The sequence below is a fragment of the Microbacterium sp. RU33B genome (genome assembly GCF_900155915.1).
In the GTDB taxonomy this organism is placed as follows: Bacteria; Actinomycetota; Actinomycetes; order Actinomycetales; family Microbacteriaceae; genus Microbacterium.
In genome coordinates this window covers 1158197-1184292 of sequence record NZ_FTPO01000001.1, presented here as the reverse complement: position 1 = coordinate 1184292, position 26096 = coordinate 1158197, and the positions used below count along the sequence as shown (strand labels likewise).

At 69.8% G+C, this 26096-nt stretch carries 23 protein-coding genes; 7 read left to right on the top strand and 16 right to left on the bottom strand.

Annotation, left to right across the window (positions count from 1 at the left end):
* Window positions 1-2 precede the first annotated feature (2 nt).
* From glgX to rpsP, 6 genes are all read right to left on the bottom strand, one after another.
* Entirely contained in the window at window positions 3-2207 is a 2205-nt protein-coding gene (gene glgX / locus B0B14_RS05800; RefSeq protein WP_076681300.1) for a glycogen debranching protein GlgX, read from the bottom strand.
* Window positions 2208-2290: 83 nt separating this feature from the next.
* Entirely contained in the window at window positions 2291-3718 is a 1428-nt protein-coding gene (gene pyk, locus B0B14_RS05795) for a pyruvate kinase (RefSeq protein WP_076680512.1), read from the bottom strand.
* Between the two features lie 115 nt (window positions 3719-3833).
* The gene (gene trmD, locus B0B14_RS05790; protein ID WP_076680511.1) at window positions 3834-4559 is read right to left on the bottom strand and encodes a tRNA (guanosine(37)-N1)-methyltransferase TrmD; all 726 of its coding nucleotides are present in this window, start codon (window positions 4557-4559) and stop codon (window positions 3834-3836) included.
* Window position 4560: 1 nt separating this feature from the next.
* Window positions 4561-5217, bottom strand: a complete 657-nt coding sequence (gene rimM, locus B0B14_RS05785; RefSeq protein WP_076680510.1) for a ribosome maturation factor RimM — start codon at window positions 5215-5217, stop codon at window positions 4561-4563.
* Window position 5218: 1 nt separating this feature from the next.
* Window positions 5219-5449: an RNA-binding protein gene (locus B0B14_RS05780; RefSeq protein WP_076680509.1), complete on the bottom strand. Its 231-nt coding sequence runs from the start codon at window positions 5447-5449 to the stop codon at window positions 5219-5221.
* A 4-nt stretch (window positions 5450-5453) separates the two neighbouring features.
* Complete coding sequence (rpsP, locus tag B0B14_RS05775; RefSeq protein WP_076680508.1) at window positions 5454-5876, bottom strand: 30S ribosomal protein S16; 423 nt, start codon at window positions 5874-5876, stop codon at window positions 5454-5456.
* 208 nt (window positions 5877-6084) lie between these two features.
* On the opposite strand from rpsP, the gene B0B14_RS05770 reads away from it, so the two are divergent.
* Window positions 6085-7248: a glutamate--cysteine ligase gene (locus B0B14_RS05770; protein WP_076680507.1), complete on the top strand. Its 1164-nt coding sequence runs from the start codon at window positions 6085-6087 to the stop codon at window positions 7246-7248.
* 2 nt (window positions 7249-7250) lie between these two features.
* Here B0B14_RS05770 and B0B14_RS05765 read toward each other — a convergent pair whose 3' ends face one another.
* From B0B14_RS05765 to B0B14_RS05750, 4 genes are all read right to left on the bottom strand, one after another.
* Complete coding sequence (locus tag B0B14_RS05765) at window positions 7251-8924, bottom strand: glycosyltransferase (protein ID WP_076680506.1); 1674 nt, start codon at window positions 8922-8924, stop codon at window positions 7251-7253.
* The gene (locus B0B14_RS16745; protein WP_256714274.1) at window positions 8921-10087 is read right to left on the bottom strand and encodes a hypothetical protein; all 1167 of its coding nucleotides are present in this window, start codon (window positions 10085-10087) and stop codon (window positions 8921-8923) included. Before B0B14_RS16745 ends, B0B14_RS05765 begins: the two co-directional genes overlap by 4 nt.
* A 110-nt stretch (window positions 10088-10197) precedes the next feature.
* Complete coding sequence (gene ffh / locus B0B14_RS05755; protein ID WP_076680504.1) at window positions 10198-11754, bottom strand: signal recognition particle protein; 1557 nt, start codon at window positions 11752-11754, stop codon at window positions 10198-10200.
* Window positions 11755-11835: 81 nt separating this feature from the next.
* On the bottom strand, window positions 11836-12813 hold the full coding sequence (locus B0B14_RS05750; RefSeq protein WP_076680503.1) for a TetR family transcriptional regulator: 978 nt from the start codon (window positions 12811-12813) through the stop codon (window positions 11836-11838).
* 172 nt (window positions 12814-12985) lie between these two features.
* On the opposite strand from B0B14_RS05750, the gene lipB reads away from it, so the two are divergent.
* Together lipB and lipA are read left to right on the top strand one after the other, a co-directional pair.
* A complete protein-coding gene (lipB, locus tag B0B14_RS05745) occupies window positions 12986-13624 on the top strand; it encodes a lipoyl(octanoyl) transferase LipB (RefSeq protein ID WP_076680502.1) in 639 nt (212 codons plus the stop codon).
* Window positions 13621-14646 carry a lipoyl synthase gene (gene lipA, locus B0B14_RS05740; RefSeq protein WP_076680501.1) on the top strand — a complete coding sequence of 342 codons (1026 nt, stop codon included), beginning with the start codon at window positions 13621-13623 and terminating at the stop codon, window positions 14644-14646. Before lipB ends, lipA begins: the two co-directional genes overlap by 4 nt.
* A 9-nt stretch (window positions 14647-14655) precedes the next feature.
* Here the strand turns inward: lipA and B0B14_RS05735 are convergent, their stop codons facing one another.
* From B0B14_RS05735 to smc, 4 genes are read right to left on the bottom strand one after another with little or no spacing between them, the layout of a single operon-like run.
* Entirely contained in the window at window positions 14656-15156 is a 501-nt protein-coding gene (locus B0B14_RS05735; RefSeq protein WP_076680500.1) for a DUF2004 domain-containing protein, read from the bottom strand.
* A 60-nt stretch (window positions 15157-15216) separates the two neighbouring features.
* A complete protein-coding gene (gene ftsY / locus B0B14_RS05730) occupies window positions 15217-16089 on the bottom strand; it encodes a signal recognition particle-docking protein FtsY (protein WP_076680499.1) in 873 nt (290 codons plus the stop codon).
* Between the two features lie 39 nt (window positions 16090-16128).
* A complete protein-coding gene (locus B0B14_RS05725) occupies window positions 16129-16791 on the bottom strand; it encodes a hypothetical protein (protein WP_076680498.1) in 663 nt (220 codons plus the stop codon).
* Window positions 16792-16816: 25 nt separating this feature from the next.
* Window positions 16817-20359, bottom strand: a complete 3543-nt coding sequence (gene smc / locus B0B14_RS05720; protein ID WP_076680497.1) for a chromosome segregation protein SMC — start codon at window positions 20357-20359, stop codon at window positions 16817-16819.
* Between the two features lie 486 nt (window positions 20360-20845).
* Between smc and B0B14_RS05715 the strand changes: the two genes are divergently transcribed.
* The 4 genes from B0B14_RS05715 to B0B14_RS05700 all read left to right on the top strand — a co-directional run bounded on the left by B0B14_RS05715 (window position 20846) and on the right by B0B14_RS05700 (window position 24473).
* Window positions 20846-21109, top strand: a complete 264-nt coding sequence (locus B0B14_RS05715; RefSeq protein ID WP_076680496.1) for a hypothetical protein — start codon at window positions 20846-20848, stop codon at window positions 21107-21109.
* Window positions 21110-21201: 92 nt separating this feature from the next.
* Window positions 21202-22290: a GNAT family N-acetyltransferase gene (locus tag B0B14_RS05710; RefSeq protein WP_076680495.1), complete on the top strand. Its 1089-nt coding sequence runs from the start codon at window positions 21202-21204 to the stop codon at window positions 22288-22290.
* Window positions 22283-23380, top strand: a complete 1098-nt coding sequence (locus tag B0B14_RS05705) for a GNAT family N-acetyltransferase (protein WP_076680494.1) — start codon at window positions 22283-22285, stop codon at window positions 23378-23380. The genes B0B14_RS05710 and B0B14_RS05705 overlap by 8 nt, the downstream gene beginning before the upstream one ends.
* Window positions 23373-24473 (top strand): GNAT family N-acetyltransferase, encoded by a 1101-nt coding sequence (locus B0B14_RS05700; RefSeq protein ID WP_083710358.1) that lies wholly within the window; start codon window positions 23373-23375, stop codon window positions 24471-24473. Before B0B14_RS05705 ends, B0B14_RS05700 begins: the two co-directional genes overlap by 8 nt.
* Before the next feature lie 8 nt (window positions 24474-24481).
* Here the strand turns inward: B0B14_RS05700 and mutM are convergent, their stop codons facing one another.
* Window positions 24482-25393 (bottom strand): bifunctional DNA-formamidopyrimidine glycosylase/DNA-(apurinic or apyrimidinic site) lyase, encoded by a 912-nt coding sequence (gene mutM / locus B0B14_RS05695; RefSeq protein WP_076680493.1) that lies wholly within the window; start codon window positions 25391-25393, stop codon window positions 24482-24484.
* On the bottom strand, window positions 25386-26087 hold the full coding sequence (gene rnc, locus B0B14_RS05690) for a ribonuclease III (protein WP_076680492.1): 702 nt from the start codon (window positions 26085-26087) through the stop codon (window positions 25386-25388). Before rnc ends, mutM begins: the two co-directional genes overlap by 8 nt.
* Window positions 26088-26096: the final 9 nt, after the last annotated feature.

Below are 26096 nucleotides of genomic sequence, written 5' to 3'. Positions count from 1 at the left end.
CCTCAGCTCCCGAGCTCGGGCTTCGGCGCCGGTGAGACCTCGATCGCTCCGGTCATCACGGTCAGCGACGCGGCGACCGAATGGTCGGGCTCGCTGACGGCGTCGCGGTGCTCGCCGAGCACGACCATCGCCTTCGCGTCAACGGGCACGATCGCCCCGGGCTCGGCGATTCCGGTGCTGATCTGGCCGCTCCCCGTGTCGACGAGCACATCCCAGTGCGGGCTGAACTCGTTGTCGGGAAGCGAGAAGTCGACGGGTTCGTCGCCGGCGTTGAACAGCAGGATGAAGTGCAGATCGCTGATCGGCTGGCCGCGACGGTCGCGTTCGCGGATGCCGTCGCCGTTGAGGAACACGCCGACGGCACGTCCGAAGCCGGAGTCCCAGTCCTCCGGCTGCATCTGACTGCCGTCGGGACGCAGCCAGACGATGTCGGGGATCGGCTGGCCCTCTTCTCGACGCACCGGGCGGCCGTTGAAGAACCGGCTCCGACGGAACGACGGGTGGGAGTGGCGCAGACGGGTCAGTGCGGCCGTGAACTCCACGAGCGACTGGTCCACGGAGTCCCACGCCACCCAGGTGATCTCATTGTCCTGCGCGTAGCCGTTGTTGTTGCCGCCCTGCGTGCGGCCCAGCTCGTCGCCGTGCGCGATCATCGGCACGCCCTGGCTGAGCAGCAGCGTCGCGAGGAAGTTGCGCTGCTGGCGCGAACGCAGCGCGTTCACCGCGGGGTCGTCGGTCGGCCCTTCGACACCGTAGTTCGAGGAGCGGTTGTGGGACTCCCCGTCGTTGTTGTCCTCGCCGTTGGCCGCGTTGTGCTTCTCGTTGTACGACACGAGATCGCGCAGCGTGAAGCCGTCGTGGGCCGTCACGAAGTTGATGGATGCCACCGGACGGCGGCCGGAGTGCTCGTACAGATCGGCCGAGCCGGTGAGACGCGACGCGAACTCGGCCAGTGCCTGCGGCTCGCCCCGCCAGAAGTCGCGGACGGTGTCGCGGTACTTGCCGTTCCACTCCGTCCACTGCGGCGGGAAGTTGCCGACCTGGTAGCCGCCGGGCCCGATGTCCCACGGCTCGGCGATGAGCTTGACCTGCGAGACCACCGGATCCTGCTGCACGAGCTCGAAGAACGTCGACAGCCGGTCGACGTCGTAGAACTCGCGCGCGAGCGTCGAGGCGAGGTCGAAGCGGAATCCGTCGACGTGCATCTCGAGCACCCAGTACCGCAGCGAGTCCATGATGAGCTGCAGCGTGTGCGGATGCCGGACGTTCATGCTGTTGCCCGTGCCGGTGTAGTCGGTGTAGTAGCGCTTGTCGTCGTCTTCGAGGCGGTAGTACGCCTCGTTGTCGATTCCGCGCATCGAGAGCATCGGGCCCAGGTGGTTGCCCTCGGCGGTGTGGTTGTACACGACGTCGAGGATGACCTCGATGCCCGCCGCGTGGAGGGCGCGCACCATGCCCTTGAACTCCTGGACCTGCTCGCCGCCCTGACCGGTCGAGGCGTACGTGTTCTGGGGGGCGAAGAACGCCACGGTGTTGTAGCCCCAGTAGTTCGACAGCCCCTTGTCCTGCAGGGTGGAGTCGTTGATGAACTGGTGCACGGGCATCAGCTCGATCGCCGTGACACCGAGACGCTTGAGATGGTCGATGACGACCGGATGCGCGAGGGCGCTGTAGGTGCCGCGCATCTCCTCGGGGATCTCCGGGTGGAGCTTCGTCAGGCCGCGCACGTGAGCCTCGTAGATGACGGTCTCGGCGTAGGGGGTCTTCGGCAGCCGGTCGCCCGACCAGTCGAAGAACGGGTTGATGACGACGCCCTTCATCATCGACGCGGCGGAGTCCTCGTCGTTGCGGGAATCGGGATCGCCGAAGTTGTAGCCGAACACCGACTGGTTCCACTGCACCTGGCCGTCGACGGCCTTGGCGTAGGGATCGAGGAGGAGCTTGTGGGGGTTGAACCGCTTCCCGTTGGCCGGGTCGTCATCCCCGTACACGCGATAGCCGTACCGCTGGCCGGGGAGCACGTTCGGCACGTACGCGTGCCAGACGAAGGCGTCGACATCGGTCAGCGGGATGCGCGTCTCCTTGCCGCGGGTGCCGAACAGGCACAGCTCCACCTTCGTGGCTCCCTCGCTGAAGAGCGCGAAGTTCGTTCCGTTGCCGTCGAACGTCGCGCCCAGGGGGTAGGCGGATCCAGGCCAAGTCTGCAAGAGGGGTCCTTCCATCGGGTTGTATCCACCGTAACGACGATGGGTGAATTGCCGGCCGCTCTTGCCGGACGAGCGCCGCTCGACTAAGGGGTCGGGCCGGCCTCTCCGCCCACGGTGTGGACGCGCACGTTGTTGGACGAGCCCGCGATGCCGGGAGGGGCTCCCGCCGTCATCACGACCCGGTCGCCGACCTCGGCCAGACCCTGCTCGAGCAGCGTGGCGTCGATGATCTCCAGCAGACTGTCGGTGGTCCGGCCGAACGGCACGAGGTAGGTCTGAACGCCCCAGACGAGGGCGTTGCGCGAGCGCGCACCGGGCAGGTCGGTGAACGCGATGATCGGAACGGGAAGGCGCAGGCGCGACATCCGGCGCGCGGAGTCCCCCGACTTGCTGAACACGCACACGTACCGGGCATCCACGAAGTCGGCGATGCTCGCCGCCGCCAGCGTGAGGGCGCCCGCCTGCGTGCGCGGCTTCGTGCCGAGGGTCGGGATGCGTCCGATCCCGTGCTCCTCGGTCGAGGAGATGATGCGCTGCATCGTCTCGACCACCGTGACCGGATGCGCGCCCACGCTCGTCTCCCCCGAGAGCATCACGGCATCCGCGCCGTCGAGCACCGCGTTGGCCACGTCGCTCACTTCGGCACGGGTGGGCACGGGAGCGTCGATCATCGACTCGAGCATCTGCGTCGCGACGATCACGGGCTTCGCCCAGCGCCGCGCCAGCTCGATCGCGCGCTTCTGCACGATCGGCACGGCCTCCAGCGGCAGTTCGACGCCGAGATCGCCACGCGCCACCATGACGCCGTCGAACGCGTCGATGATCTCCTGCAGATGCTCCACGGCCTCGGGCTTCTCGATCTTCGCGATCAGCGGGACGTCGCGGCCTTCTTCGGCCATGATCACCCGCGCCCGATGGGCGTCGCGCGGGCTGCGCACGAACGAGAGCGCGACGATGTCGGCGCCGAGCCGCAGCGCCCACCGCAGGTCGTCTTCGTCCTTCGGGCTGAGGGCGGCGGTCGATACGGCGACGCCGGGCAGATTGATGCCCTTGTTGTTCGACACCTCTCCCCCCACGACCACTTCGGTGCGCACGCGCACGCCGTCGGTCTCCAGGACGCGGAGGCGCACCTTGCCGTCGTTGATCAGGATGCTGTCGCCCGCCGCCACGTCCCGAGCGAGATCGGGGTAGGTCGTGCCGACGATCTCCTTCGTGCCCTCGACGTCCTCGGTCGTGATCGTGAAGACGTCACCGGGGGCGAGGTGATGCGGGCCCGCGGCGAAACGGGCCAGACGGATCTTCGGTCCCTGCAGGTCGACGAGCACCCCGACCGCGCGACCGGACGCCTCGCTCGCCCTCCGCACGTTCGCGTAGGCCTGCTCGTGCACGCCGTAGTCGCCGTGGCTGCGGTTGAGGCGCGCCACGTCGAGGCCGGCGCGGACGAGGGCCTCCACGACCTCGTACGACTCGGTCGCGGGGCCGAGGGTGGCGACGATCTTGGCTCTGCGCATGGCACGTGTCTCCGTTCGGGCGGGATGGACCACCCCAGTCTGCCGTGCCCGTGTTTCGCGCGGTTGTCGCGAAGCTGTACAGACGGAGTTCGGCGCGATCCGTCCGCCGCGCCGCTCAGGCCTGCGGTTCGGTCTCGGCGGCGGGCAGCAGATCCGGGCGACGGATGCGCGTGCGCTCCACCTGCTGCGCGCGGCGCCAGTCGGCCACGCGCGCGTGGTGGCCGCTGAGGAGGACATCCGGGACCTCGCGTCCGCGCCACGAGGCCGGCTTGGTGTACGACGGGTACTCGAGCAGTCCGTCCTCGTGCGACTCCTCGACCAGGCTCTCCGGGTTGCCCACCACTCCCGGGATCAGCCTGCCCACCGCCTCGATCATGGCCATGGCGGCCACTTCGCCGCCGTTGAGGACGTAGTCGCCCAGGCTCATGAGCCGCACGCGACCGAGGGTCGCGGCGTAGTCGAAGACGCGCTCGTCGATGCCTTCGTACCGGCCGCAGCCGAACACGAGGTGCGGTTCGTCCGCGAGCTCCCGCGCGGTCGCCTGCGAGAACAGCTCGCCGGCGGGAGAGGGGAAGATGATGACGGGTCGCACCGTCCCGGCATCCGCGTCGCTCGATGCCACGATCTCGTCGAGCGCCTGCCCCCAGGGCTCCGGCTTCATCACCATGCCGGCGCCGCCCCCGTAGGGCGTGTCATCGACGCTGCGGTGCCGATCGTGGGCGTGGTCGCGCAGATCGTGCACCCGCACGTCGAGGAGTCCACGGTCGCGAGCCTTGCCCAGAAGCGATACCTCGAGCACGTCGAAGAACGTCGGGAAGATCGAGACGACGTCGATGCGCACGTCAGTCCTCGGGGGCGTCCTCGGCAGCCGAGGCCTCGGGCGCGTCGGAGTCGTCGTCGGCGAGGTCTTCGAAGAGTCCGGGTGGCGGCGTCACGACGACGCGTCCGGCGCGGACATCCACTTCGGGCACGATCGCCTTCACGAAGGGCACCAGGATCTCGGCATCGCCGGATCCCGACCCTGCGGGACGGACGATGAGCATGTCCTGCGACGGAAGGTGGTCGACGCGCACGACACGGCCGATCACGGCGTCGTCGCGGACCACGTCGAGTCCGACGAGCTGATGGTCGTACCAGGCCTCGTCCTCGTCCGGCGCGGCCTCGGAGTCCTGATCGATCCACAGGATCGCGCGGACGAGGCTCTCGGCGCCTTCGCGGTCGTCGACGTCTTCGAAGAACGCCACGGGGTGGCTGTTCATCCAGCGGAACTCGCGCACCGTGAGGGGCTTGCCGTGCCACGGGGATGCCTCGGGCACCTGGAGCGTGAAGGTGGCGCCGGGAGTGAAGCGACCCTCGGGGTCATCGGTGTACAGCTCGAGCTTGAGGGCGCCCTTCAGGCCGTGGGCCTTCACGAGGCGTCCGACGCGAAGCTGCGTCCGGGGGGCGGCGGGCGGCGTGACAGCGGCCTTCGCCCCCTCCTTGCGGGTGGGCTCGGCCATCTCAGTCGTCCGCGACGTCGACGCGGACGCGTCGACCGTCGGCGAGCGCCGAGATGAGCGTGCGCAGAGCCCGGGCCGTGCGGCCGCCGCGCCCGATCACGCGTCCGCGATCGTCGGGGTGCACGCGCACCTCGAGGACGTCTCCGCGAGGCGAAGTGGACGAATGGATCTGCACATCGTCGGGGTGATCGACGATCCCCTTGACGATGTGCTCGAGCGCGGCGGCCAGCAACGGATTACTCGGCGTCGGCGTCGGCGGCGGGCGCCTCGACCTCGGCGTCGGCGGGAGCCGGCTCCTCGGCCTTCTTCTCGGCCTTGGGCTTGACGACCGACTTCTTCGACGCGTCGATCGAGAACTCCTCCTTGGCCGGCGCGGTGCGCACGGTCGAGACGGCGTTCGCGTCGCCCTGGAAGCGACCCCAGTCACCGGTGAGCTTCAGCAGCGCGAGCACCTGCTCGGTCGGCTGGGCGCCGACGCCGAGCCAGTACTGGGCACGGTCGGTGTCGACCTCGATGAACGAGGGCTCCTCGGTGGGGTGGTACTTGCCGATCTCCTCGATGACGCGACCGTCGCGCTTGGTGCGCGAGTCGGCGACGACGATGCGGTAGTAGGGCGCGCGGATCTTGCCGAGACGCTTGAGACGGATCTTTACAGCCACGATTCTCCTGGATGTGTGGAAGTGGGAACTGGTCGCCTGGAGCGTGGGGTGCACACCCGGCGGAAGCTCAGGGATGGACGCCGCTGCTGGATAGAGGGTCGAGCAGGGGGTCCGACCCACAATTGTCCCACATCGCGCCGGATGCCGCGAACCGACGCGGCGGTGCCGGATGACGCGATCGGATCATCCCCCGTGCCAGAATGAGCGCGTGACGGAGGCCTTCTCGACATCCGCCCGCTCGACCGTGGGTCTGGAGTGGGAGCTCATGCTCGCGGACGGCGAGACGGGAGACCTCGTCCCCCGTGCGCCCGACGTGCTCGCCGCCCTCGGCGAGAGCACGGAGCTCGAGCGCTACACGATCACCGGCGAGCTGCTCACGAACACGATCGAGGTCACCAGCGGCATCGGCGACACGGTCGCGGCCGCCGTCGACGACATCGCCGACGCGATCGCGGCGGTGCGCACCGTGACCAATCCGCTCGATGTCGAGATCCTCTGCGCCGGGAGCCATCCGTTCGCACAGTGGTACGACCAGCAGGTCACCGACAAGACGCGCTACCACACCCTCATCGAGCGCACCCAGTGGTGGGGGCGCAACATGATGATCTGGGGCATCCACGTGCACGTCGGGGTCGACGACGTCGACAAGGTCTTCCCCATCATCAATGCGCTGTCCACCTACCTGCCCCACCTCCAGGCGCTGTCGGCGTCGAGCCCGTTCTGGGCGGGTGAGCGGACGGGCTACGCGTCGAACCGTGCCCTCGTCTTCCAGCAGCTCCCGACGGCGGGACTCCCCTGGCCCCTGCAGAACTGGCGGGAGTTCGCGAGCTACCTCGACGACATGGTCGCCACCGGTGTGATGCACGATGCCAGCGAGGTGCGCTGGGACATCCGACCGGCTCCGAAATGGGGGACGATCGAAGTCCGTGCGTGCGACGGGATGTCGACGCTGCCCGAGCTCGCCGCGGTCGCCTCGTTGGTGCAGGTGCTCGTCGAGCACTTCTCGCGCCAGCTCGACGAAGGACGCGAGCTGGCCTCGCTCCCGCCGTGGTTCGTGCGCGAGAACAAATGGCGCGCCGCCCGCTACGGACTGGATGCCCGGGTCATCGTGGATCGCGCGGGCACGCAGCGTCCGGTCACGGAGCACCTGCGCGAGACGATGGCGGAGCTCGGCGACATCGCGTCGGAGCTGCACTGCGCCCGCGAGTTCGCGGGACTCGACCGGATCCTGACGCAGGGCGCCTCGTACGCGCGGCAGGTGCTCGTGGCGGATGCCGCGGACGGCGATCTGCGCGAAGTCGTGCACCACCTCATCCGGGAGTTCCGCGCGGGCCCGACGCTGCGGGAGCACCTGGCCTCGCTCGGGCACTGACCTCAGGAGTCGCGGTCGGGGCGGTCCGCGTCCTCTTCGAGGACGAAGTGCGACATCCCGTGCTCCGTCTTCTCCCAGTAGTGCGGCTTCGTGATGAGCTGCCAGAGCGCCTTGTACGACGCGAGCGAGTGCAGGATCCAGTAGACGGGATTGAGCAGCGCCCAGCCCACGAGCCAGAACTTGCCGCGCTTGTAGGGACCCATCATGTTGAGGTACACCATGAGGCCGTTGCCGATGAGGAAGTTCAGCAGACAGAGCCACAGCACGAACGGCGGGAAGATCGCCGACATGTCGGCCCACGGGAAGACGAGGGAGGCCACCAGGAGCGCCGTGAACGGGATCACGCCGAGGAAGGTGAGAGGCGTCCCGGCGATGAGCAGCGCGAAGGAGGCGAACCGGCGCAGGCCGATCTTCTTGATGAGCCGGCCTGGATTGCGCGCATGCACGAGCGCCGTCTGCATGTAGCCCTTGATCCACCGGCTGCGCTGTCCGACGAAGATCCCCATGCGCGACGTCGCCTCCTCCATGGTCGTGGAGTCGACTACGCCCACCCGGTAGCCCAGGGCGCTGGATCGGATGCCGAGGTCGGCGTCCTCGGTGACGTTGTAGGGGTCCCAGCCTCCGAGCTCGCGCAGCGCGGCGGTGCGGAAGTGGTTCGACGTGCCGCCCAGCGGGATCGGCAGATCACGCACGTCGAGCCCGGCGAGCATGTAGTCGAACCAGTAGCTGTACTCCAGCGCGAACATGCGGGTGAGCACGTTCTCCCGCGCGTTGAAGTAGTTGAGCGCGGCCTGCATGACCACGGTCGATTCCGACGAACGGTCGAAGGCGATGACCGTCTTCTTCAGCTGGTCGGGTTCGGGGGCGTCCTCCGCGTCGTAGATGACGAGATACTCCCCCCGTGCGACGGCGAGTCCGACGTTGCACGCGCGCGGCTTCGTCTGGGGTGCGCCCTTGGGCACCGTGACGACGATGAAGTTCTCGGGGGGCTCCGACACGGCGATCGCATCGCGCGTCTCGTCGTCCTCCTCCTCCACGAGGATGATGATCTCGAGCTTGTCGGCCGGATAGTCCAGTCGCCCCAGGTTCTCGACGAGTCGCCCGACGATCCGCGCTTCCCGGAACACCGGCACGAGCACCGTGTAGATCGGGAGGTCCTCGTCGCGGACGGCGGCGATGTCGGCGGGTGAGACGTGCTTCACGAGGTCGTAGCGCGAACCGTGCAGCGCCACGGTGAACTTGAACAGCGTGCTCGCGAGGAACACGGCGCTCGCGATGGCGATCACGACGATCAGGGTCTGCAGGGGCCACACGACGGCGAAGCCGATCACGGCCAGGAGGGCGATCACTCCGCCGATCTTCTGGCCGCGGGAGAGCACGTATCGCGCGGACAGCCCGGGGTCGCGGTGGTAGAGCGCGTTGGCGGCCTCCTCGACGAACTCCGCCCGGAAGGCGTCGACGACCGCGTCGACGATGTCGCCCTGCGACAGGGGGACGATGCGCACGCGCGCGTCGAGCAGGGCGGAGATGCGCGCGGACCGTCGAGCCGAGTCGGGCAGCGACGACCCGACGACGATCACGTCGTCGTCGCGCTCGAGGGGTATCCAGCCCTGCTGCGCGTAGGTCGTGCGCAGATCGGCCGACAGCAGCCCCGCGTCGATTCGGGTGGGGTTCACGGGGTTCCTCCGAACGTCCTCATCCACAGCGCGACGATCGGCCACTGCAGCGCCGTGAGCCACCCGATGATCCACAGGAACACCGAGACGCCGGCCGTGAGGAACGAGTGCGCGCCGGTCGTCGGCGTCGGCACGATCGCGACGGCGAGCAGGAGAAGGAGCATGTAGGTCACGCCCGCGACACCGGGCGGGGTGAGTCCGACGATGAAGGCGAGCACCGTGCTCGCCTGGAGCAGCACGGCGATGATTGCCGTGCCGGGGAAGCCGAGTCCGAACGCCGCGACGATCATCAGGACGAGCGGCGCCAGGTACAGCCATCCCAGAGGAGTGGTGAGCGACTGCGCGAAGCCGATCGCCCGCTCGTTGCTCCAGGCCAGATCACCGCGCACCATCGCGAGCGGTCCGGCGCCGAACGCGATGCCGAGGACGGCCAGCGACACGAAGAGGGTGATCGTCGGAAACGCGACGACGACCGCGTTGGCCACGCGGGCGCCGGTGCGGGACTGGATGAGGAGCCCACCCCCGATGGCGGCCACGAGCGCCGCGAAGACGGTCGTGGTGTCGGAGAACGCCGCGCAGGCGAACAGCAGTCCGGCTCGGAAGCCGGCCTGGGTGTTCGCCCACGTGACGAACCGCACCAGGTCGACCATGGCCAGCGCGAAGAACATGAGCGCGACGGTTGCCTCGAAGTTCGTCAGTACGACATAGGTGTAGAGCGGCGTCGTGGCGATCGTCAGGACGAAGATCGTGCGCACGCTCATCGGGAACTGCTTGCGCTGCAGGGACTGCAGGATGAGCTGAAGCGTCAGGGCTGCGGCGATCGACGCGGCGATCGCGAGGCCGAGAGCTCCGCCCGGGATGACCGCGGCCACGAGGCTCGTGATCGGCGGGTAGAGCTGTCCGATGACGCCGACGCCCGAGGCGCCCCATTCGATGTCGGCGACGCGTGCGGCGAGGGCGGCGTTGGCCGTGCCCGCCCAGTCCCCCTCAGCCGCCCAGTTCCACCAGATGGCCAGGCCCGTGTAGAACGCGGCGATGACGAGGCGCAGACCCCAGCGCCAGAGTGCGCTGGCGGGGTACTTGGGGACGCGTCCGGTGTGGCTCTCGACGTACAGCGGCACGTCGCGTTCGAACACGTCCGCCGTTGAGATGCGACTCGCCACGAATTCCCCGTTGCTCTCCCGCAGGCGGTCCCCAGCTCGCCCGGTCCCTCTCCCCCAGAGTGGTCCCGCACGCTCAGGCTACCGGCCCGCGGAGAGCAGACCGAAATCGGTCAGCCGCGCCCGAGCATCTTCTGCAGCTCGGCGAGGTCTTCCGCGCTCGGAGCGCCCTTCCCGCCGCCGAGGCCGAAGCCCGAACCGGTCGGCGCCGCCGCAGCCTGCGCGGCCGCTCCCGCGTTCTCGGCCGCGCGCTTCGCGGGATTGCCGGAGCGCGACGTGCTCTGCGCCTTGCGCTTGTTGCCGCGTTTGGCGGATGCGCCGGGCTTGCCGCCGACGGGCCCCATGCCCGGGATGTTGGGAACGCCGCCGCGGGCGACGGTCTTCATCATCTTCGCGGCCTGCTCGAAGCGCTGGACGAGTTGATTGACGTCGGTGACGGTCATTCCCGAACCGCGCGCGATGCGGAGGCGGCGGGAGCCGTTGAGCAGCTTCGTGTTGCGGCGCTCGCTCGGCGTCATGGAGCGGATGATCGCCTCGGTGCGGTCGATCTCGCGCTCGTCGAAGTCGTCGAGCTGCTGCTTCATCTGGCCCATGCCCGGCAGCATCCCGAGCATCTTCTTCATCGAGCCCATCTTGCGCATCTGCTGCATCTGGGAGAGGAAGTCCTCGAGCGTGAACTGCTCCGTCGCGAGCTTCTCGGCCATCTTCATGGCCTCTTCCTCGTCGAACGCGGACTGCGCCTGTTCGATGAGGGTCAGGATGTCGCCGAGGTCGAGGATGCGCGAGGCCATGCGGTCGGGGTGGAAGGCCTCGAGATCGTCGAGGCCCTCGCCGGTCGAGGCGAAGATGATCGGACGGCCGGTGACGGAGGCCACGGACAGTGCCGCACCGCCGCGCGCGTCGCCGTCGAGCTTGGACAGCACGACGCCGGTGAAGTCGACGCCGTCCTGGAAGGCCTTGGCCGTGTTCACGGCATCCTGGCCGATCATCGCGTCGATGACGAAGAGCACCTCGTCGGGGTTCGTCGCTCTGCGGATGTCGGAAGCCTGCTTCATGAGCTCGGCATCCACGCCGAGGCGTCCGGCGGTGTCGATGATGACGACGTCGTGCTGCTGCCGCCGCGCGGTCTCGACGCCGTCGCGCGCGACCTGCACGGGATCGCCCACGCCGTTGCCCGGCTGAGGCGCGTACACCGCGGCACCCGCCTGAGCGGCCACCACCTGGAGCTGGTTGACGGCGTTCGGTCGCTGCAGGTCGGCCGCGACGAGCAGCGGCGTGTGGCCGTCCTTCTCGAGCATCTTCGCGAGCTTGCCCGCGAACGTCGTCTTGCCCGAGCCCTGAAGGCCCGCGAGCATGATCACGGTCGGCGCGGTCTTGGCGAACTGCAGGCGGCGCTGCTGACCGCCGAGGATCGCGATGAGCTCCTCGTTGACGATCTGCACGACCTGCTGCGCCGGGTTCAGCGCGCGGCTGACCTCGTCGCCGAGGGCGCGCTCGCGCACCTTCGCCGTGAATTCCTTCACCACGGGCAGCGCGACGTCGGCGTCGAGCAGAGCCCGGCGGATCTCGCGCACCGTGCCGTCGACGTCGGCAGGGGTGAGCTTGCCCTTCGTGCGGAGGTTGCGGAAGGTCTCGGTGAGACGATCGGAGAGCGTGCCGAAAGTTGCCATGATCCCCCGATTCTACGGGACGGTCGTCGAGCACCGAGCTCGTCGCGGCGGTGTCACGGCGGCGATCGTGCGGGTTCCGGCTCAGTGCTCCGGGCCGAGCTCCTGGAACAGCGTCAGCTGCAGTCCGGCCGGGCCGCGCAGTCGAGCGTTCAGCGAGCGCCACGGCGTGACGCGAGCGGATGCCTCCACGGCCGCGCCGGCGGCCGCGAGATGCTCGACCGTCGCCGCGGTGTCGGAGACCTCGAAAGCGACACGCAGAGCGTCGCTCGGCGCATTGCCGTCGGTCTCGACGCGATCGATCAGCTCGACCTGCGCCGCATTGGAGAGTTCGAGAGTCGCGCGGCCCGCTCCCAGGATCGTCACACGGGCACCGCCGTCGCCCTGGAACGACTCCTGCTCGGTGAGCCCGAGCTCGTCGCGATAGAAGGAGAGGGCGGCGTCGAAGTCGTCCGCGCGGACGACGAGCCTCAGCTGCCGCACGGGCGCGGGCAGCGTCAGGGCGGCGGCATCGACACCGGCCCGCAGCGAAGCCGCCAGCGGCGCGAGCCCGGCCCCTTCGAGGGCCCACGCGTCGATCGCCGCCAGCACCGCCCCTCCGTGCGCTGCTCCCGCGACGTCGGCCGCGACCACGGGGGCGCCCGCATCCCGCAGTCTCGTCGACACGGCGGCGGCGATGCGCGAGCGGCGGACGGACGCCTCGCGCTCGAGCTCGTCGACCAGACCCATCGCCTGGGCGTTCACGAGTGCCAGGGCGAGGCTGTCGGGCGCGAACCCGTCGCCGAGGGCGAGCAGAGCGCCGCGCACGTCGGCGGCGGCATCCGCCGACCGCTCTCCCGCCAGGCGGGCGCAGAGAGTCTCGATCCGCTCGTCGAGACCCGACCAGAGGATGTCGGACTTGGAGGCGAAGTAGTTGAAGAAGCTCGAGCGGCTCACACCCGCGCGCGCGGCGATGTCGGCGATGGACGTGCCTGCGTAGCCCTGTTCGAGGAAGAGCTCGCACGCCGCCTCGGCGAGGATCTCCCGCGATGACGCACGGGGTCGGCCGGCACTGATCGACATGGCTCTCAGCCTAGGCGCGTCGAGAACCGTAGGAGTTTCGAGTCCTGCCGCATGTTGAGCGCGTCGCGGTCGGCGTGTCTCCTCCATTCTCGACGGCAGCCCGTCGACCGGTCCGGGGAGCGTATTGTTGGACGCGATCCAACAACGTCGCCCGCCAGAAGCGAAGGACGCCATGCTCGATATCCCCACCCCGCGGCTCTCCCCCGCCCTCGTGCCCTACCTCGAGGGCTGGGCGCTGCAGCGCAGCATCCACTCCGCCGTCGTGTCGGGTGAGCGCTCCGACACGCTCCTGCTCGTCGAGCACGAGCCCGTCTACACCGCCGGTGCGCGCACGGCGCGGCACGAACGCCCCACCGACGGCACACCGGTGGTCGACGTCGACCGCGGCGGCAAGATCACTTGGCACGGACCCGGACAGCTCGTCGGCTACCCGATCGTGCGGCTGCCCGAACCCGTCGACGTCGTGGCGCACGTGCGCCGGCTCGAAGGCGTGCTGATCGACGTGCTCGCCGAGTTCGACATCGACGGCTATCGCGTCGAAGGACGCAGCGGTGTGTGGGTGCGCCGGCCTCTCGGCGAGGACAAGGTCGCCGCGATCGGCGTGCGCGTGCAGCGCGGAGTGACGATGCACGGGTTCGCGCTCAACTGCGACAACTCCCTCGCCGGGTTCCGCGGGATCATCCCCTGCGGCATCACGGATGCCGGCGTCACGACCATGAGCGAAGTGCTCGGCCGCGTGATCACGACCCACGACGTCGTGGACGTCGTCGCCGATGCGTTCACCGCCGAGTACGCGGCGGTGGCCGCGTGAGCGCCTGCGGCGCCGCTCCCGCGGCATCCGGTCCCGGACACGCCCCCGAAGGCCGAAAGCTCCTGCGGCTCGAGGTGCGCAACGCCCAGACCCCCATCGAGCGCAAGCCCGAGTGGATCAAGACGAAGGCGAAGCTCGGACCGGAGTACCAGGCGCTCCACAGCCTGGTGAAGGAGGAAGGGCTGCACACGGTCTGCCAGGAGGCCGGCTGCCCCAACATCTACGAGTGCTGGGAGGACCGCGAGGCGACGTTCCTGATCGGCGGCTCGCAGTGCACGCGCCGGTGCGACTTCTGCCAGATCGACACCGGCAAGCCGGCCGACTACGACACCGATGAGCCGCGCCGGGTCGCCGAGAGCGTGCAGCGCATGCAGCTGCGCTACGCCACGGTGACCGGCGTCGCGCGCGACGACCTCCCCGACGGCGGGGCGTGGCTGCACGCCGAGACCGTCCGCCGCATCCATGCCGACAACCCCGGCACCGGCGTCGAGATCCTCGCGACGGACTTCAACGGCGATCCCGCTCTGCTCGGCGAGGTGTTCGACTCGCGGCCCGAGGTGTTCGCCCACAACGTCGAGACGGTCCCGCGCATCTTCAAGCGCATCCGTCCGGCGTTCCGCTACGAACGCTCGCTCGACGTGCTGACGCAGGCACGGGATGCCGGTCTCATCACGAAGTCGAACCTCATCCTCGGCATGGGCGAAGAGCCTGAAGAGGTCGTGCAGGCGCTCCAGGATCTGCACGACGCGGGCACCGACATCATCACGATCACGCAGTACCTGCGCCCGACCCCCCGCCATCTGCCGGTCGCGCGCTGGGTGAAGCCGCAGGAGTTCGTCGAGTTCAAGGACGCGGCGGAGCGGATCGGATTCCTCGGGGTGCTGGCGGGTCCGCTCGTCCGGTCGTCCTACCGTGCGGGGCGGCTGTGGGCGCAGTCGATGACGGCGAAGGGCCGCGGCATCCCGCCCCACCTGGCGCACATCGCCGACGCCGCCGACCTCGGCTTCGCCCAGGCCGTGTAGCGGCTCAGGTCAGTCCGCCGAGGTCACCGACAGCACGTCGCCGTCGGAGCCGAGGTTCACCAGCAGCACGTCGTCGGTCGCATCGGGATCGAACGCGTACTCGAGGACGGCGAACGGGTCCTTCCCGCCGTGTTCGTCGGCGAGGATCGTCATGCTCATCAGCTGCAGCGAGCGGATGATGTCGATCGGGGTGTCGCCGGAGATGTCGACGAGGAGGTCGTCGATCTCGGCGCCGAGCTCGGCCTGAAGCTGCAGGATGTACTCGGTCACCTCGCTCGTGCGGTCGTCGAGTTCGTCGACCATCGAGTTGCGCGCGGTGCGGTCGATCGTCTCGATCGCGGAGATGAGGCCGGCGGCGACGTCGAGGGCGGCCTCCGACACGTCGTCCTGATCGGGCGCCGTGAGGTCGACCGTCACGGTCTGATCTCCCAGGTCGACGTTCTCCGACCAGAAGATCGACCCGTCGGGCCCTGACTCGAGGAGTCCGAAGTAGTCGTGCTCGATCGCCATGGCCCTATGCAATCATCCCCGCCGCCCGGGCGGTAGCCCGACCCGGCGAGTCGGTCGATCTCAGTCGACGAGCGCTGCCGCGAAGACGTGCGGCGTGAATCCCGTGAGGTCGCCGATGCCCTCGCCCTGGCCGAGGAGCTTGACGGGGATGCCGGTCTTCTCCTGCACGGCGAGGACGAACCCGCCCTTCGCGGAGCCGTCGAGCTTCGTGAGCACGAGCCCCGTGACGCCCGCGTGCTCGAGGAAGGCCTGGGCCTGCATGACGCCGTTCTGACCCGTCGTGGCGTCGAGCACGAGAAGCACTTCGCTGATCGGCGCCTGCTTCTCGATCACCCGACGGATCTTGGTGAGCTCGTCCATGAGCCCGCCCTTCGTGTGCAGACGTCCCGCCGTGTCGACCAGCACGATCTCGGTGCCCGTGCGCTTGGCGTACTCGATCGTCTGGAAGGCGACGGATGCCGGGTCCTGGCCCTCCTGCTGGGGCCGGACGATCGCTGCTCCCCCGCGCTCCGCCCAGGTCGCGAGCTGGTCGACGGCGGCCGCACGGAAGGTGTCGGCGGCGCCCACGACGACCGATCGGCCGTAGCGCTGGAGGAACTTGGCGAACTTGCCGATCGTCGTGGTCTTGCCGACGCCGTTGACGCCGACGACGAGCACGACGGCCGGGCGCTCGGTGAGCCGGAGGGTCGTGTCGAACTTCGCGAAGTGCTCCTCCAGCGTCTCCTTCAGCATCCGCTGCAGGTCACGGGGATCGGTCGTGCGGTACCGCTCCACCTTCTCGCGCAGCTCGTCGACGATGCGTTCGGTGATGTCGGGACCGAAGTCGGCGGTGAGCAGCGCCGTCTCGAGGTCGTCCCACGTCGTCTCATCGATCGTGGGCTTGACGAACATGCCGCGCAGGGCGCGGCCGAGCGACCAGGAGCTCTCAGCCATGAGTCCAGCCTAGATCGGCGGCGAGAGAGTTCCCGCTCGTCACTGCTGCGGGACGAGCACGATCCGCAGATGGGAGTCGCGCAGGGCGTCGCGCTGCGCCACGGCATCGACGCCCGCGGGGCACACCACGCCGACGAGCAGCCCCGCGTCGAGGGAGCCGAATCCGCGCGCCGACATGATCCACGACGCTCCGCTGTCGGGGCTCGTGCCCGCCACGGTGCGGACGTCCACGCTGGCCGATCCGGAGACCGCCTGCAGCAGCGTGTCATCGGCGGTGTGCGGGGTGACCTCTGCGGGAGTCGCCTGGAGGAAGCGCGCGAGAAGCTCGTCCGACAGCGCAGCGTCGCCCGCCGCCGCGTCGAGGCCGCCGAGCCCGCCCTGCGAGAACGAGATCTCGCACTGCGTCGCGGTCTGGATGTACGACCAGTTGCCCTGGCCGTCGTCGGCCGAGCCGACGGTGAAGCCGTCGTCGGCGGCGAAGCTGTCGCCCCACTGCGGCACCCACTCGCCGGCGACCAGCTCGGCGCCCGCCGCGAACGACAGGTCGGTCGGCGGCAGCGTCCCGTCGGCGCCCGCCGTCGGAGACGCTCCCTCGGACGGCGGGACGACATCCGCTTCGGACGTGCACGCCGCGAGTGCGAGCACAGCCGCGAGGACGGATGCCGCGGCGAGGCGCCGCCGATGGGCAGTCGAGAGGATCACCCGCCCCATCGTACGAGCGACATGATCAGCTGGCCGCGCGATCCCCCAGCCGCTGGCCGACCACCGCCGACACGCCGTCCTGACGCATCGAGACCCCGTACAGGGCGTCGGCGATCTCCATCGTGCGCTTCTGATGCGTGATGACGATGAGCTGGCTGCTCTCGCGCAGCCGCTCGAACACGCCGAGCAGGCGTCCGAGGTTCGCGTCGTCGAGCGCCGCCTCGACCTCGTCGAGGATGTAGAACGGGCTCGGCCGCGCCATGAAGATCGCCGTCAGCAGGGCGACCGCGGCGAGCGAGCGCTCTCCACCCGACAGCAGCGAGAGCCGCTCGATCTTCTTCCCGACCGGACGCACCGACACCTCGATCCCCGTCGTGAGCGGGTCGTCGGGGTTGGTCAGGGAGATGCTTCCCGTTCCGCCCGGGAACAGGATCGGGAAGACCTCGTGGAAAGCGGCCTTCGTATCGTCGAACGCGGCCAGGAAGATCGTCTGCATGCGCTCGTCGAGCTCTTCGATGATCGTCATGAGATCGCGACGCGTCTGCGCCAGGTCGGCGAGCTGCTCGGTCAGGAACCTGTGCCGCTGCTCGAGGGCCTCGAACTCCTCGAGCGCCAGCGGATTGACCCGTCCGAGTTGTGCGAGCTTGCGCTCGGCGTCCTGCAGTCGGCGTCGCTGCGCCGAGCGCTCGAACGGCGTTCCGGATGCCGCGGCACCCTCGTCCTCCTGATCCGAGGCCGGATCGTCCGCCGGAATCAGCTGGTCCGGACCATATTCCGAAATGAGAATGTCTTCGGCGAGGCCGAGCTCCGAGCCGACGCGCTCGAGCAGGCTCGTCACGTGCAGGCGCTTCTCGTGCATCTGGAGCTCGAGGCCGTGCACGCTCTCCGTGAGTCCCGCGAGCCGCTCGCGCACGGCGGCGTCCTGTGCCCGCACGTCGGTCAGCTCGGCGGTGACCGCCGAACGGGCCGACTCGGCGGTCGCGAGTTCGAGGCGCGCCTGGGCGACGGACCGCCCGACCGAGTCCAGCAGGGCGGGCAGCTGTGCCGCGACTCCGGCCGCGACTTCGCGCTGCGCTCGGCGGATCACGGCACGTCGGGCTGCTTCCGCGGCGGCTTCGCGCTCGCGCTCGCGCTGACGCTCCAATTGGACGACGCGGGTCTCTCCCGCCCGCACGCGCTCACGGAGGGTCTCGACGTCCAGCCGGGTGCGCATCTCGCCCTCTCGGGCCTCTTCGAGCGCGCTGAGGAGTCCGTCGCGAGCGGAGACGTCGAGGATCGGGCGCGGAGCCTCGAGCGCGTGGGTGAGCTGATCCTCCGTCGAACGGGCGGCGGCGGCCGCTTCCGCGACGGCCGCCTCGGCCTGCGCGACGCCCGCCGCGAGTCGCTCGCATTCGGCGATCGCGGCCTCGTGGCGCACGGTGGCGCGGTTCACCTGCTCGGTGTGCGCGGCCAGTGCGGCGTCGTACGCGCGCAGGCTCTCAAGAGCGGACTTCGTGCGGTGCCGTGCGGCTTCCAGCGTGCGCACGGCGTCGGCCAGAGCCTCGCGGAGCGAATCGGCGACGACGACCATCTCCGTGCGTCGGTCGGCCGCGGCATCCCGCTCCGCCGCGAGCTCCAGCCGGGAGCGACCGCCCCCCGAGCCGGCCCGGACGGTGTGCGCGGTGACCACTTCGCCCGCGCGCGTCACGATCGTGACGGGTGCCGCCGTCGTGGACTCTCCCAGAGCCGCAACGACCGCTGCTGCGGCGTCGAGATCATCGGCGACGACGGTGAACGCGAGGATGCCCAGCACGCCTTCGGGGGCCTGGACGATGTCGACGGCGGGCGTCGCGCCGGCGACCTGCGGCCACGCGGGACCGGCCGAACCCGACTCGGCGATGGCGATGTCGACGACGCCGATGTCGTCGCCGCGGACGATGCGGGCGATCGCATAGGCGTCGTCGCGGGTGTCGACGAGCAGCCCTTCGGCGAGCGGGCCGAGCGCCGCCGCGATCGCCGCCTCGTATCCTGCGGTGACCCTGATCGAGTCGCCGATGAGCCCCCGCACTCCCGCGCCGCCGCGCGCGACGAGTTCTGCGGCCGCATTGCGGATGTCGAGGGCGCGGCCGAGCGCCGCCGTCTGCGCCGTCAGCGCCTCGACCTCGCGCTCCGCCGCGTGCAGTCGATCGCGCAGCGCGCCGACCTCGGTCTCGGCCTCGTTCGCGTCGCGCTGCGCGCGCTCGTACTCGGCCGCGTGCTCGGCGGATGCCCCTTCGGGAACGAGGTCGGGGTCGACGCCGGCGAGCACCTCCTCGGCCTCGGCGCGGCGTGAGAGCGCGGCGTCCAGTGCCTTCTGCTGCCGCTCGACGGCAGCCTGCACAGCGGCGAGAGCGGATGCCGCGGCCTCCGCCGACCCGCGCAGTGCCGTCAGCCGCATGTCGTGCTGGGAGACGAGCGCGCTCTGGGCCGAGATGTCGGAGTCGAGCGCATCGAGCTCTGCCCGTGCGCGGATCACGTCGCGCGCCGCCTCTGCCGCCGCATCCTGCGCGTCGCCCAGCCCGGAGGCGATCTCGTCGATCTCCGCCCGGGCCTCGTCGATCGTGGACTGCGACACCGTCGTCGACTGGATGGCCCCGTCGTCCTCCGCCTCGCCCAGGAGAGCGAGCCTCTGCCCGGCGAGGGTGTAGAGGCTGCGGAGCCGGTCCTGCACGCGCTCGAGCTCGAACGTGACCCGTCGGGACTGATCGACGGCTTCGGACCGCTGCTCGGCCTCCAGCTGCTCGATGCGCTGGCGCACCGTGTCGGCCTGCTCCTGCAGCACGAGGCGCTCGGCGTGCCGCTCCTGCTCGTTGCGCGAATGGTCCGCCAGTTCGGCGCGCAGGCCCACGAGCTCGTCGGCGAACAGCCGTGCCTTCGCGTCGCGCACGACGGCGGCGATGGTCGCCGCCTCCCGCGCGATCTCGGCCTGGCGTCCGAGGGGCTTCAGCTGACGCCGGAGCTCGCCCGCCAGATCGCTGAGGCGGGTCAGGTTCGCCTCCATGGCCTCCAGCTTGCGGAGAGTCTTCTCCTTGCGACGGCGGTGCTTCAGGATGCCGGCGGCTTCTTCGATGAAGCCGCGCCGGTCCTCGGGCGACGCCTGAAGAACGCTGTCCAGGCGCCCCTGGCCGACGATGACGTGCATCTCGCGACCGAGGCCGGAATCGCTCAGCAGCTCCTGCACATCGAGCAGGCGGCAGGTTCCGCCGTTGATGGCGTACTCGCTCGCGCCGTTGCGGAACAGCGTTCGGCTGATCGTCACCTCGGCGTACTCGATCGGAAGGGCGCCGTCGCTGTTGTCGATCGTGAGCTGCACTTCGGCGCGTCCGAGCGGCCCGCGCGTGGCGGTCCCGGCGAAGATGACGTCCTCCATCTTGCCGCCGCGCAGGGTCTTCGCGCCCTGCTCGCCCATCACCCAGGCGAGTGCGTCGACGACATTGGACTTGCCGGAGCCGTTCGGGCCGACGATGGCCGTCACACCGGGTTCGAAGGCGAAGGTGGTCGGCTGCGCGAACGACTTGAAGCCCTTGATCGTCACGCTCTTCAGGTGCATCCGCACGCCCTCCCGGCCAGGTCGATCACCGCTTCACGGTACCGGACTCCCGCGCCGTTCCGCGGCAGGCGGGCCGCGGAGGGCGCGAGGTGCGATCGGCTCGACACGCCCGGAGGTCGACGAATTCTGAGAATCGGCTTGACGTGCGCATCACCGGCGCGCTAGCGTCTCTCTTCGCGTCAGATGAGGAAAGGAGGTCGCCATGATGCTCACACGATTCGTGCCCGGAATGACTCCGGTCGCCCACCCGTTCCGCGGGGAGGTCCGTTCTGCTCTGGCGACCGGATTCTTCATCGCTCTCACGCCCGCAGCGATCTAGCCCGCGCACAGGAGAGCTCTGCCTTCCGGCAGCCTTCGACGATCTTCCGTCGCCTGCTCACCGCGCACTCCGGCGGCCGCCCTCTCGGCGTGCCTGCCCGCATCCTCTCGCGATGCTCCCGCCGCACTCGGCGCTCACGCACATCCTTCGACTCGAAAGAGATCACCATGTCGTCCCTCGACTCCCGCGTTCGGGATCGTCCCGAACTCGTCCTCCACCAGTCCCTGTCCGCCCTGCCCCCGCCGCATCGGCACGTCGGCCTCGCCGACCGCCTCTCGCTGCGCCTCGGTCTCTGGCTTCTGCTGCGCAGCGCGCGGCAGAGCGAGAGCCGTTCCGACTTTGTCGCACACGCCGGTCGCCTGCGCACGGAGCGCGAGCGCGAAGCCCGCGAACTCGCCGCCCAGCACGACCGTCTGCTGCGACTGCTGTGATCGCGCCGGCCGGCACCCACCCGGGGCGACCCGGAGGGTCTTCCACCCTCCGGGTCGCGCCCCTCGACCCCTCATCTGACCGAAAGCACACCATGAACCACGACCGCCCCGAGGTGGAGTTCCGTCCCCTCGTGTTCCCCGCCTCCGTCGACGCAGACGACGCCGCCGACTTCCTCGAGATGATGCGCGTGCGCAACATCGCCTACGCCGAACTCCGCCCGTACTCGTACGACTCGATGGCGCCCGAGGAGCTCCTCCCCCACTACCAGCCCGACGAGCACGAACTGCGTCTCATGTGGCTCGTCGTGCTCGACGGAGAGGTCATCGGACGCGTCGGCGTCGACATCCCGTTCGAGGACGATTCCCGGAACGCGTACTGGTCCATCGAGATCCGACCCGCCTTCTGGGGACGCGGCATCGCCGACGCCGCGCACGAGCTCATCGAGCGCACCGCGCGCGACCACGGACGCACGGTGCTGATGTCGTGGGCCGAGCGCCCGGAGTCCGAAGGCCCGCGCCTGGACGCGCCCACGGGCTTCGGCTCGGTGGTCGCCGACGATCCGGTGACCCGGTTCTACCTGCGGCACGGCTACACCCTCGAGCAGGTGGACCGCTCCAGCCACCTCGAGCTGTCCGGCATCCGCCCCCGCCTGGAGGCGCTGCTCGCCGAGGCTCGGGCCGCTGCCGAGGGCTATCGCGTCGTGCAGTGGGTGCTGCCGACACCCCCGGAGTTCCTCGACTCGTATGCGGTCATGAAATCGAGGATGTCGACCGACGCGCCGTCGGCCGACCTCGAGATCGAGGAGCAGGTCTGGGATGCCGCGCGCGTCGCAGACCACAACCAGCGCTACCTCGACGGAGGTCTCACGATGCAGGTGACCGCCGCCCAGCACATCGCGACCGGCGAACTCGTCGCTTTCAACGAGCTCGTCGCGAGCGGTGACCTGACCGCGCCGACCCACCAGGAGGACACCCTCGTGCTGAAGGAGCACCGCGGCCACCGCCTCGGGATGCTCGTGAAGTGCGCCGGGCTGCTCGCATGGCTCGACGTGGTGCCGGACTCCCCTCGCGTGCTCACCGAGAACGCCGAGGAGAACCGACCGATGCTCGACATCAACGAAGCCATCGGCTTCGTCCCGATCGCGCACCAGGGTGCGTGGAAGAAGGTGCTCGATGACTGACACGACCGCCCCGAGCCTCGAGCTCGTCGCTCTGACCGTCCCGGAATCCGTCCACTCCGCCGACGCCGCGGACTTCCGAGCGATGGTCGAGCTGTGCAACGAGTACTGCCGTCACGACGCCGGACACGACTACTTCCGCGAGACGCCGAGCGAGTCGCTGCCGGCGTGGCTCGACCAGACCGACACGACGCGCGTCGGCCATCTCGCACGTCGCGACGACGAGATCGTCGGAGCCGCGCTGATCACGTTCCCGAACGAGCCGGGGTCGAAGACGCTGGAGTTCGACCTGTTCGCCCATCCCGCGCACTGGGGCACCGGCATCGAGGACCTTCTCCTCGACACCGTCGAATCGGAGGCCGCCGCCCGCGGCCGTTCGATCCTGCAGACGTGGACGATGCACCGCGGTGACGCCGACGGAGAGATCCTGCCGTCGCCGACGGGATTCGGCGGCATCCCGCTGCACGATCGGCAGACCCGGTTCTTCCTCGACCACGGATACTCGTTCGAACAGGCCGAGCGCAACAGCGTGTTCGATCTGCACGGCTCCTTCGAGATCGTCGATCGCCTGCTCCAGGAGGGCTTCGAGAAGGCCGGCGAGGACTACCGCCTCGTGACCTGGTCGGCGCCGACCCCGCGGGAGTACCGCGAGGGGTTCGCCGACGTGCTCTCCCGCATGGCCACCGACGCGCCGAGCGCCGGCATGGTCTTCGAGGAGGAGACGTGGGATGCCGCGCGCGTCGAACGACGCGACGCGCGTCTGCTCGGGGGCGGCCACTTCGTCTCGGTCGCCGCCGTGCTGCATGTGCCGACGGGTCGGATCGTCGCCTACAACGAACTCCTGATCGGCGATGACCGCTCGGGATCGACCCACCAGCTGGGGACGCTCGTCGTCTCCGAGCACCGCGGCAAGCGGCTGGGCGCCATCGTGAAGGGCGCCAACCTTCGGCGGTGGCGCGACCTCGTGCCGACATCGCCCCGGGTATCGACGTTCAACGCGGAGGAGAACCGGGCGATGCTCGACATCAACGAAGAACTCGGATTCGTGCCCGCCTCGTACGCGGGTGCGTGGAAGAAGGTGCAGGATGTCTGATCCGACGATCCTCGACAGGCTGACCATCACGCCGATCCGCGTTCCAGGACTCGACGCCGACGTGCACGCGCCGGAGTTCGAGGACTTCCGGGCCGCTATCGAGGTGCGCAATCGCGTCGGCGAGCAGACGCGCGGCACGGATTCAGTGACGGTGACCCCCGAACAGTCCCTCCCGCAGTGGCATGCCACCGACGAGGAGGTGCACGGGTGGATCCTGCGCACCGGCGATCGGGTCGCCGGTCGCGTGCTCCTCTACGTGCCTCTGGAGGAGGGATCGCGTCGCGCTCAGGTGCGGGTCGAAGTGCTCTCGGAGTTCGGCGGCCGCGGCTTCGGCACCCGCGCGCTGGCGTTCGTGGAGGAACGGGCCCGAGAGCGGGGCAGAGACATCCTGCAGTCGTGGACAGAGCACCCTCCCGCGGAAGGTGCGAGGGTCGCCGCACGCACCGGGTTCGGTGCGGTCCCGACGGATGCGGCGTCCACCCTGCTCGCCCACGCGGGCTACGCCTTGGAGCAGGTGTACCGCATCAGCACCCTCGATCTCACCGGGCCGCTCGACGCCCTCGAATCGCTCCGCGTGCAGGCGACCGCCGCCTCCACCGGGTACCGCTACGTCTCGTGGGTGGCCCCGACTCCCCCGGAGTGGGTCGACGACTACGCCTGGATGAAGTCGCGCATGTCGACGGACGCCCCCGCCGGCGACTCGGTCGTGGACGAGGAGGTGTGGGACGCGGAGCGGCTGCGCAGCATGGAGGCGCGCAACGCGGCCAGCGGCATGACCATGCTCGTCGGCGCCGCACAGCACCTCGCCACCGGGCGCCTCGTCGCGTTCACCGAGCTCGTGATGTTCACGGGCACCGGCGTGCCGATCGATCAGAACGACACGCTCGTCCTCGCCGAGCACCGCGGACACCGGCTCGGGATGCTGGTCAAGACCGAGACGCTGCGGCGTGCTCGTGCGGTGTTCCCCACCGGGGACAGGATCGTCACGGGCAACGCCGAGGAGAACCGGCCGATGCTCTCGATCAACGAGGAGATGGGCTTCACGCCCACGCGCTACGCGGGCGAGTGGCAGAAACGGGAGGCGCGGGCCTGACCGGCGGGTCAGGCCCGCGGCATCCGCTGGCAGTGCGGGCAGTAGTGGCTCGACCGGTTCATGAACGACACGCGCACGATCGGTCGGCCGCACCTCGGGCACGGCTCGCCCGTGCGGCCGTAGGCGTTCAGCGAATGCGCGAAATAGCCCGCCTGGCCGTTGACATTGACGTACTGCGCATCGAAGCTCGTGCCTCCTTCGGCCAGCGCCTTCTCGAGCACGACCCGCACCTCTGCGAGCAGCCGGTTGACCGCGCGCGTGGGGAGGGTTCGGGCGGATGTCTCCGGATGCAGGCGCGCGGCCCACAATGCTTCGTCGGCGTAGATGTTGCCCACGCCCGAGATCGTCGACTGGTCCAGGAGCACCCGCTTGATCGCGGAGTCCTTCTTGGCCAGCGCGGCGCGGAACACGCCGTCGCGGAACGCGGGATCGAGCGGGTCGCGGGCGATGTGCGCGACCTGGCTGGGCACGACCGCGTCGTCGGTGCCCCTCCCGCCGGGGGCGGCATCCGGTGTCGGCACGAGTTCGTCGATCGCGAGCGAGCCGAACGTGCGCTGGTCGGCGAACACGACCGCCAGCTCTCCGTGCTCGGGATGGTGGATGTCGAGCCGCACGCGCTCGTGCCGCTCCTCCTCGGCCCCTGGAGAGCGCAGCAGGAGCTGCCCGCTCATCCCCAGGTGGCCGACGATCGCCTGAGCGGGTCGGGCATCCGCCTCACCGAGCGGGAGCCACAGGAACTTGCCGCGCCGAGCGGCTCCGACGATGCGACGGCCGGTGAGGGAGGCCTCGAACTGGGCCCCCGACCCGTGGTGCCGCGTGAGAGCGCGCTCGTCGAGGACGCTCACCCCGAGGATCGTGGCGCCGGAGACGGCGGGGGCGAGGCCGGCGCGCACGACTTCGACCTCGGGGAGTTCAGGCACGCCCGTCGAGCTCTCGCCACGCGCGGAGGGCGGCCGCCATCTCGGCGTGCTTCTTGCTCGAACCCGTGCCGGTCGCCGACAGGTCGCCCACGACGACCGTCGCGGTGAAGACGCGGTCGTGATCCGGGCCCGTCGAGACCACCGAGTACACCGGCGCGAGCATGCCCGACCGCGCCGCGATCTCCTGCAGGCTCGTCTTCGGATCCATCGCCGCGCCGTAGCGCTCGGGGTCTGCCAGGAGGGGCTCGACGAGGCGGAGCACGAGGGCGGTCGCGGCCTCGGGTCCCGCCGACAAGTACGTGGCGCCGATGACGGCCTCCATCGTGTCGGCCAGGATCGAGTCCTTCTCACGCCCCCCGGTCAGCTCTTCGCCACGCCCGAGCTTCACGTGCGCGCCGAGGCCGATCGCGCGGGCGACCTCGGCGAGGGCGACGGTGGAGACCACGGCGGCGCGACGCTTGGCCAGCGCCCCTTCGTCGAGCTCGGGATGGGCCAAGAACAGCCGCACGGTGACGGCCTGGCCGAGGATCGAGTCGCCGAGGAACTCGAGCCGCTCGTTGTGCGGCACCTGGCCGTTCTCGTACGCGAAGGAGCGATGGGTGAGGGACAACGCGAGAAGCTCGGGGTCGATGTCGACCCCGAGCTCATCGGTGAGCGCCGCCGTGGCCGGGCTCGAAGAAGTGACGTCGGTCACGATCCGCGA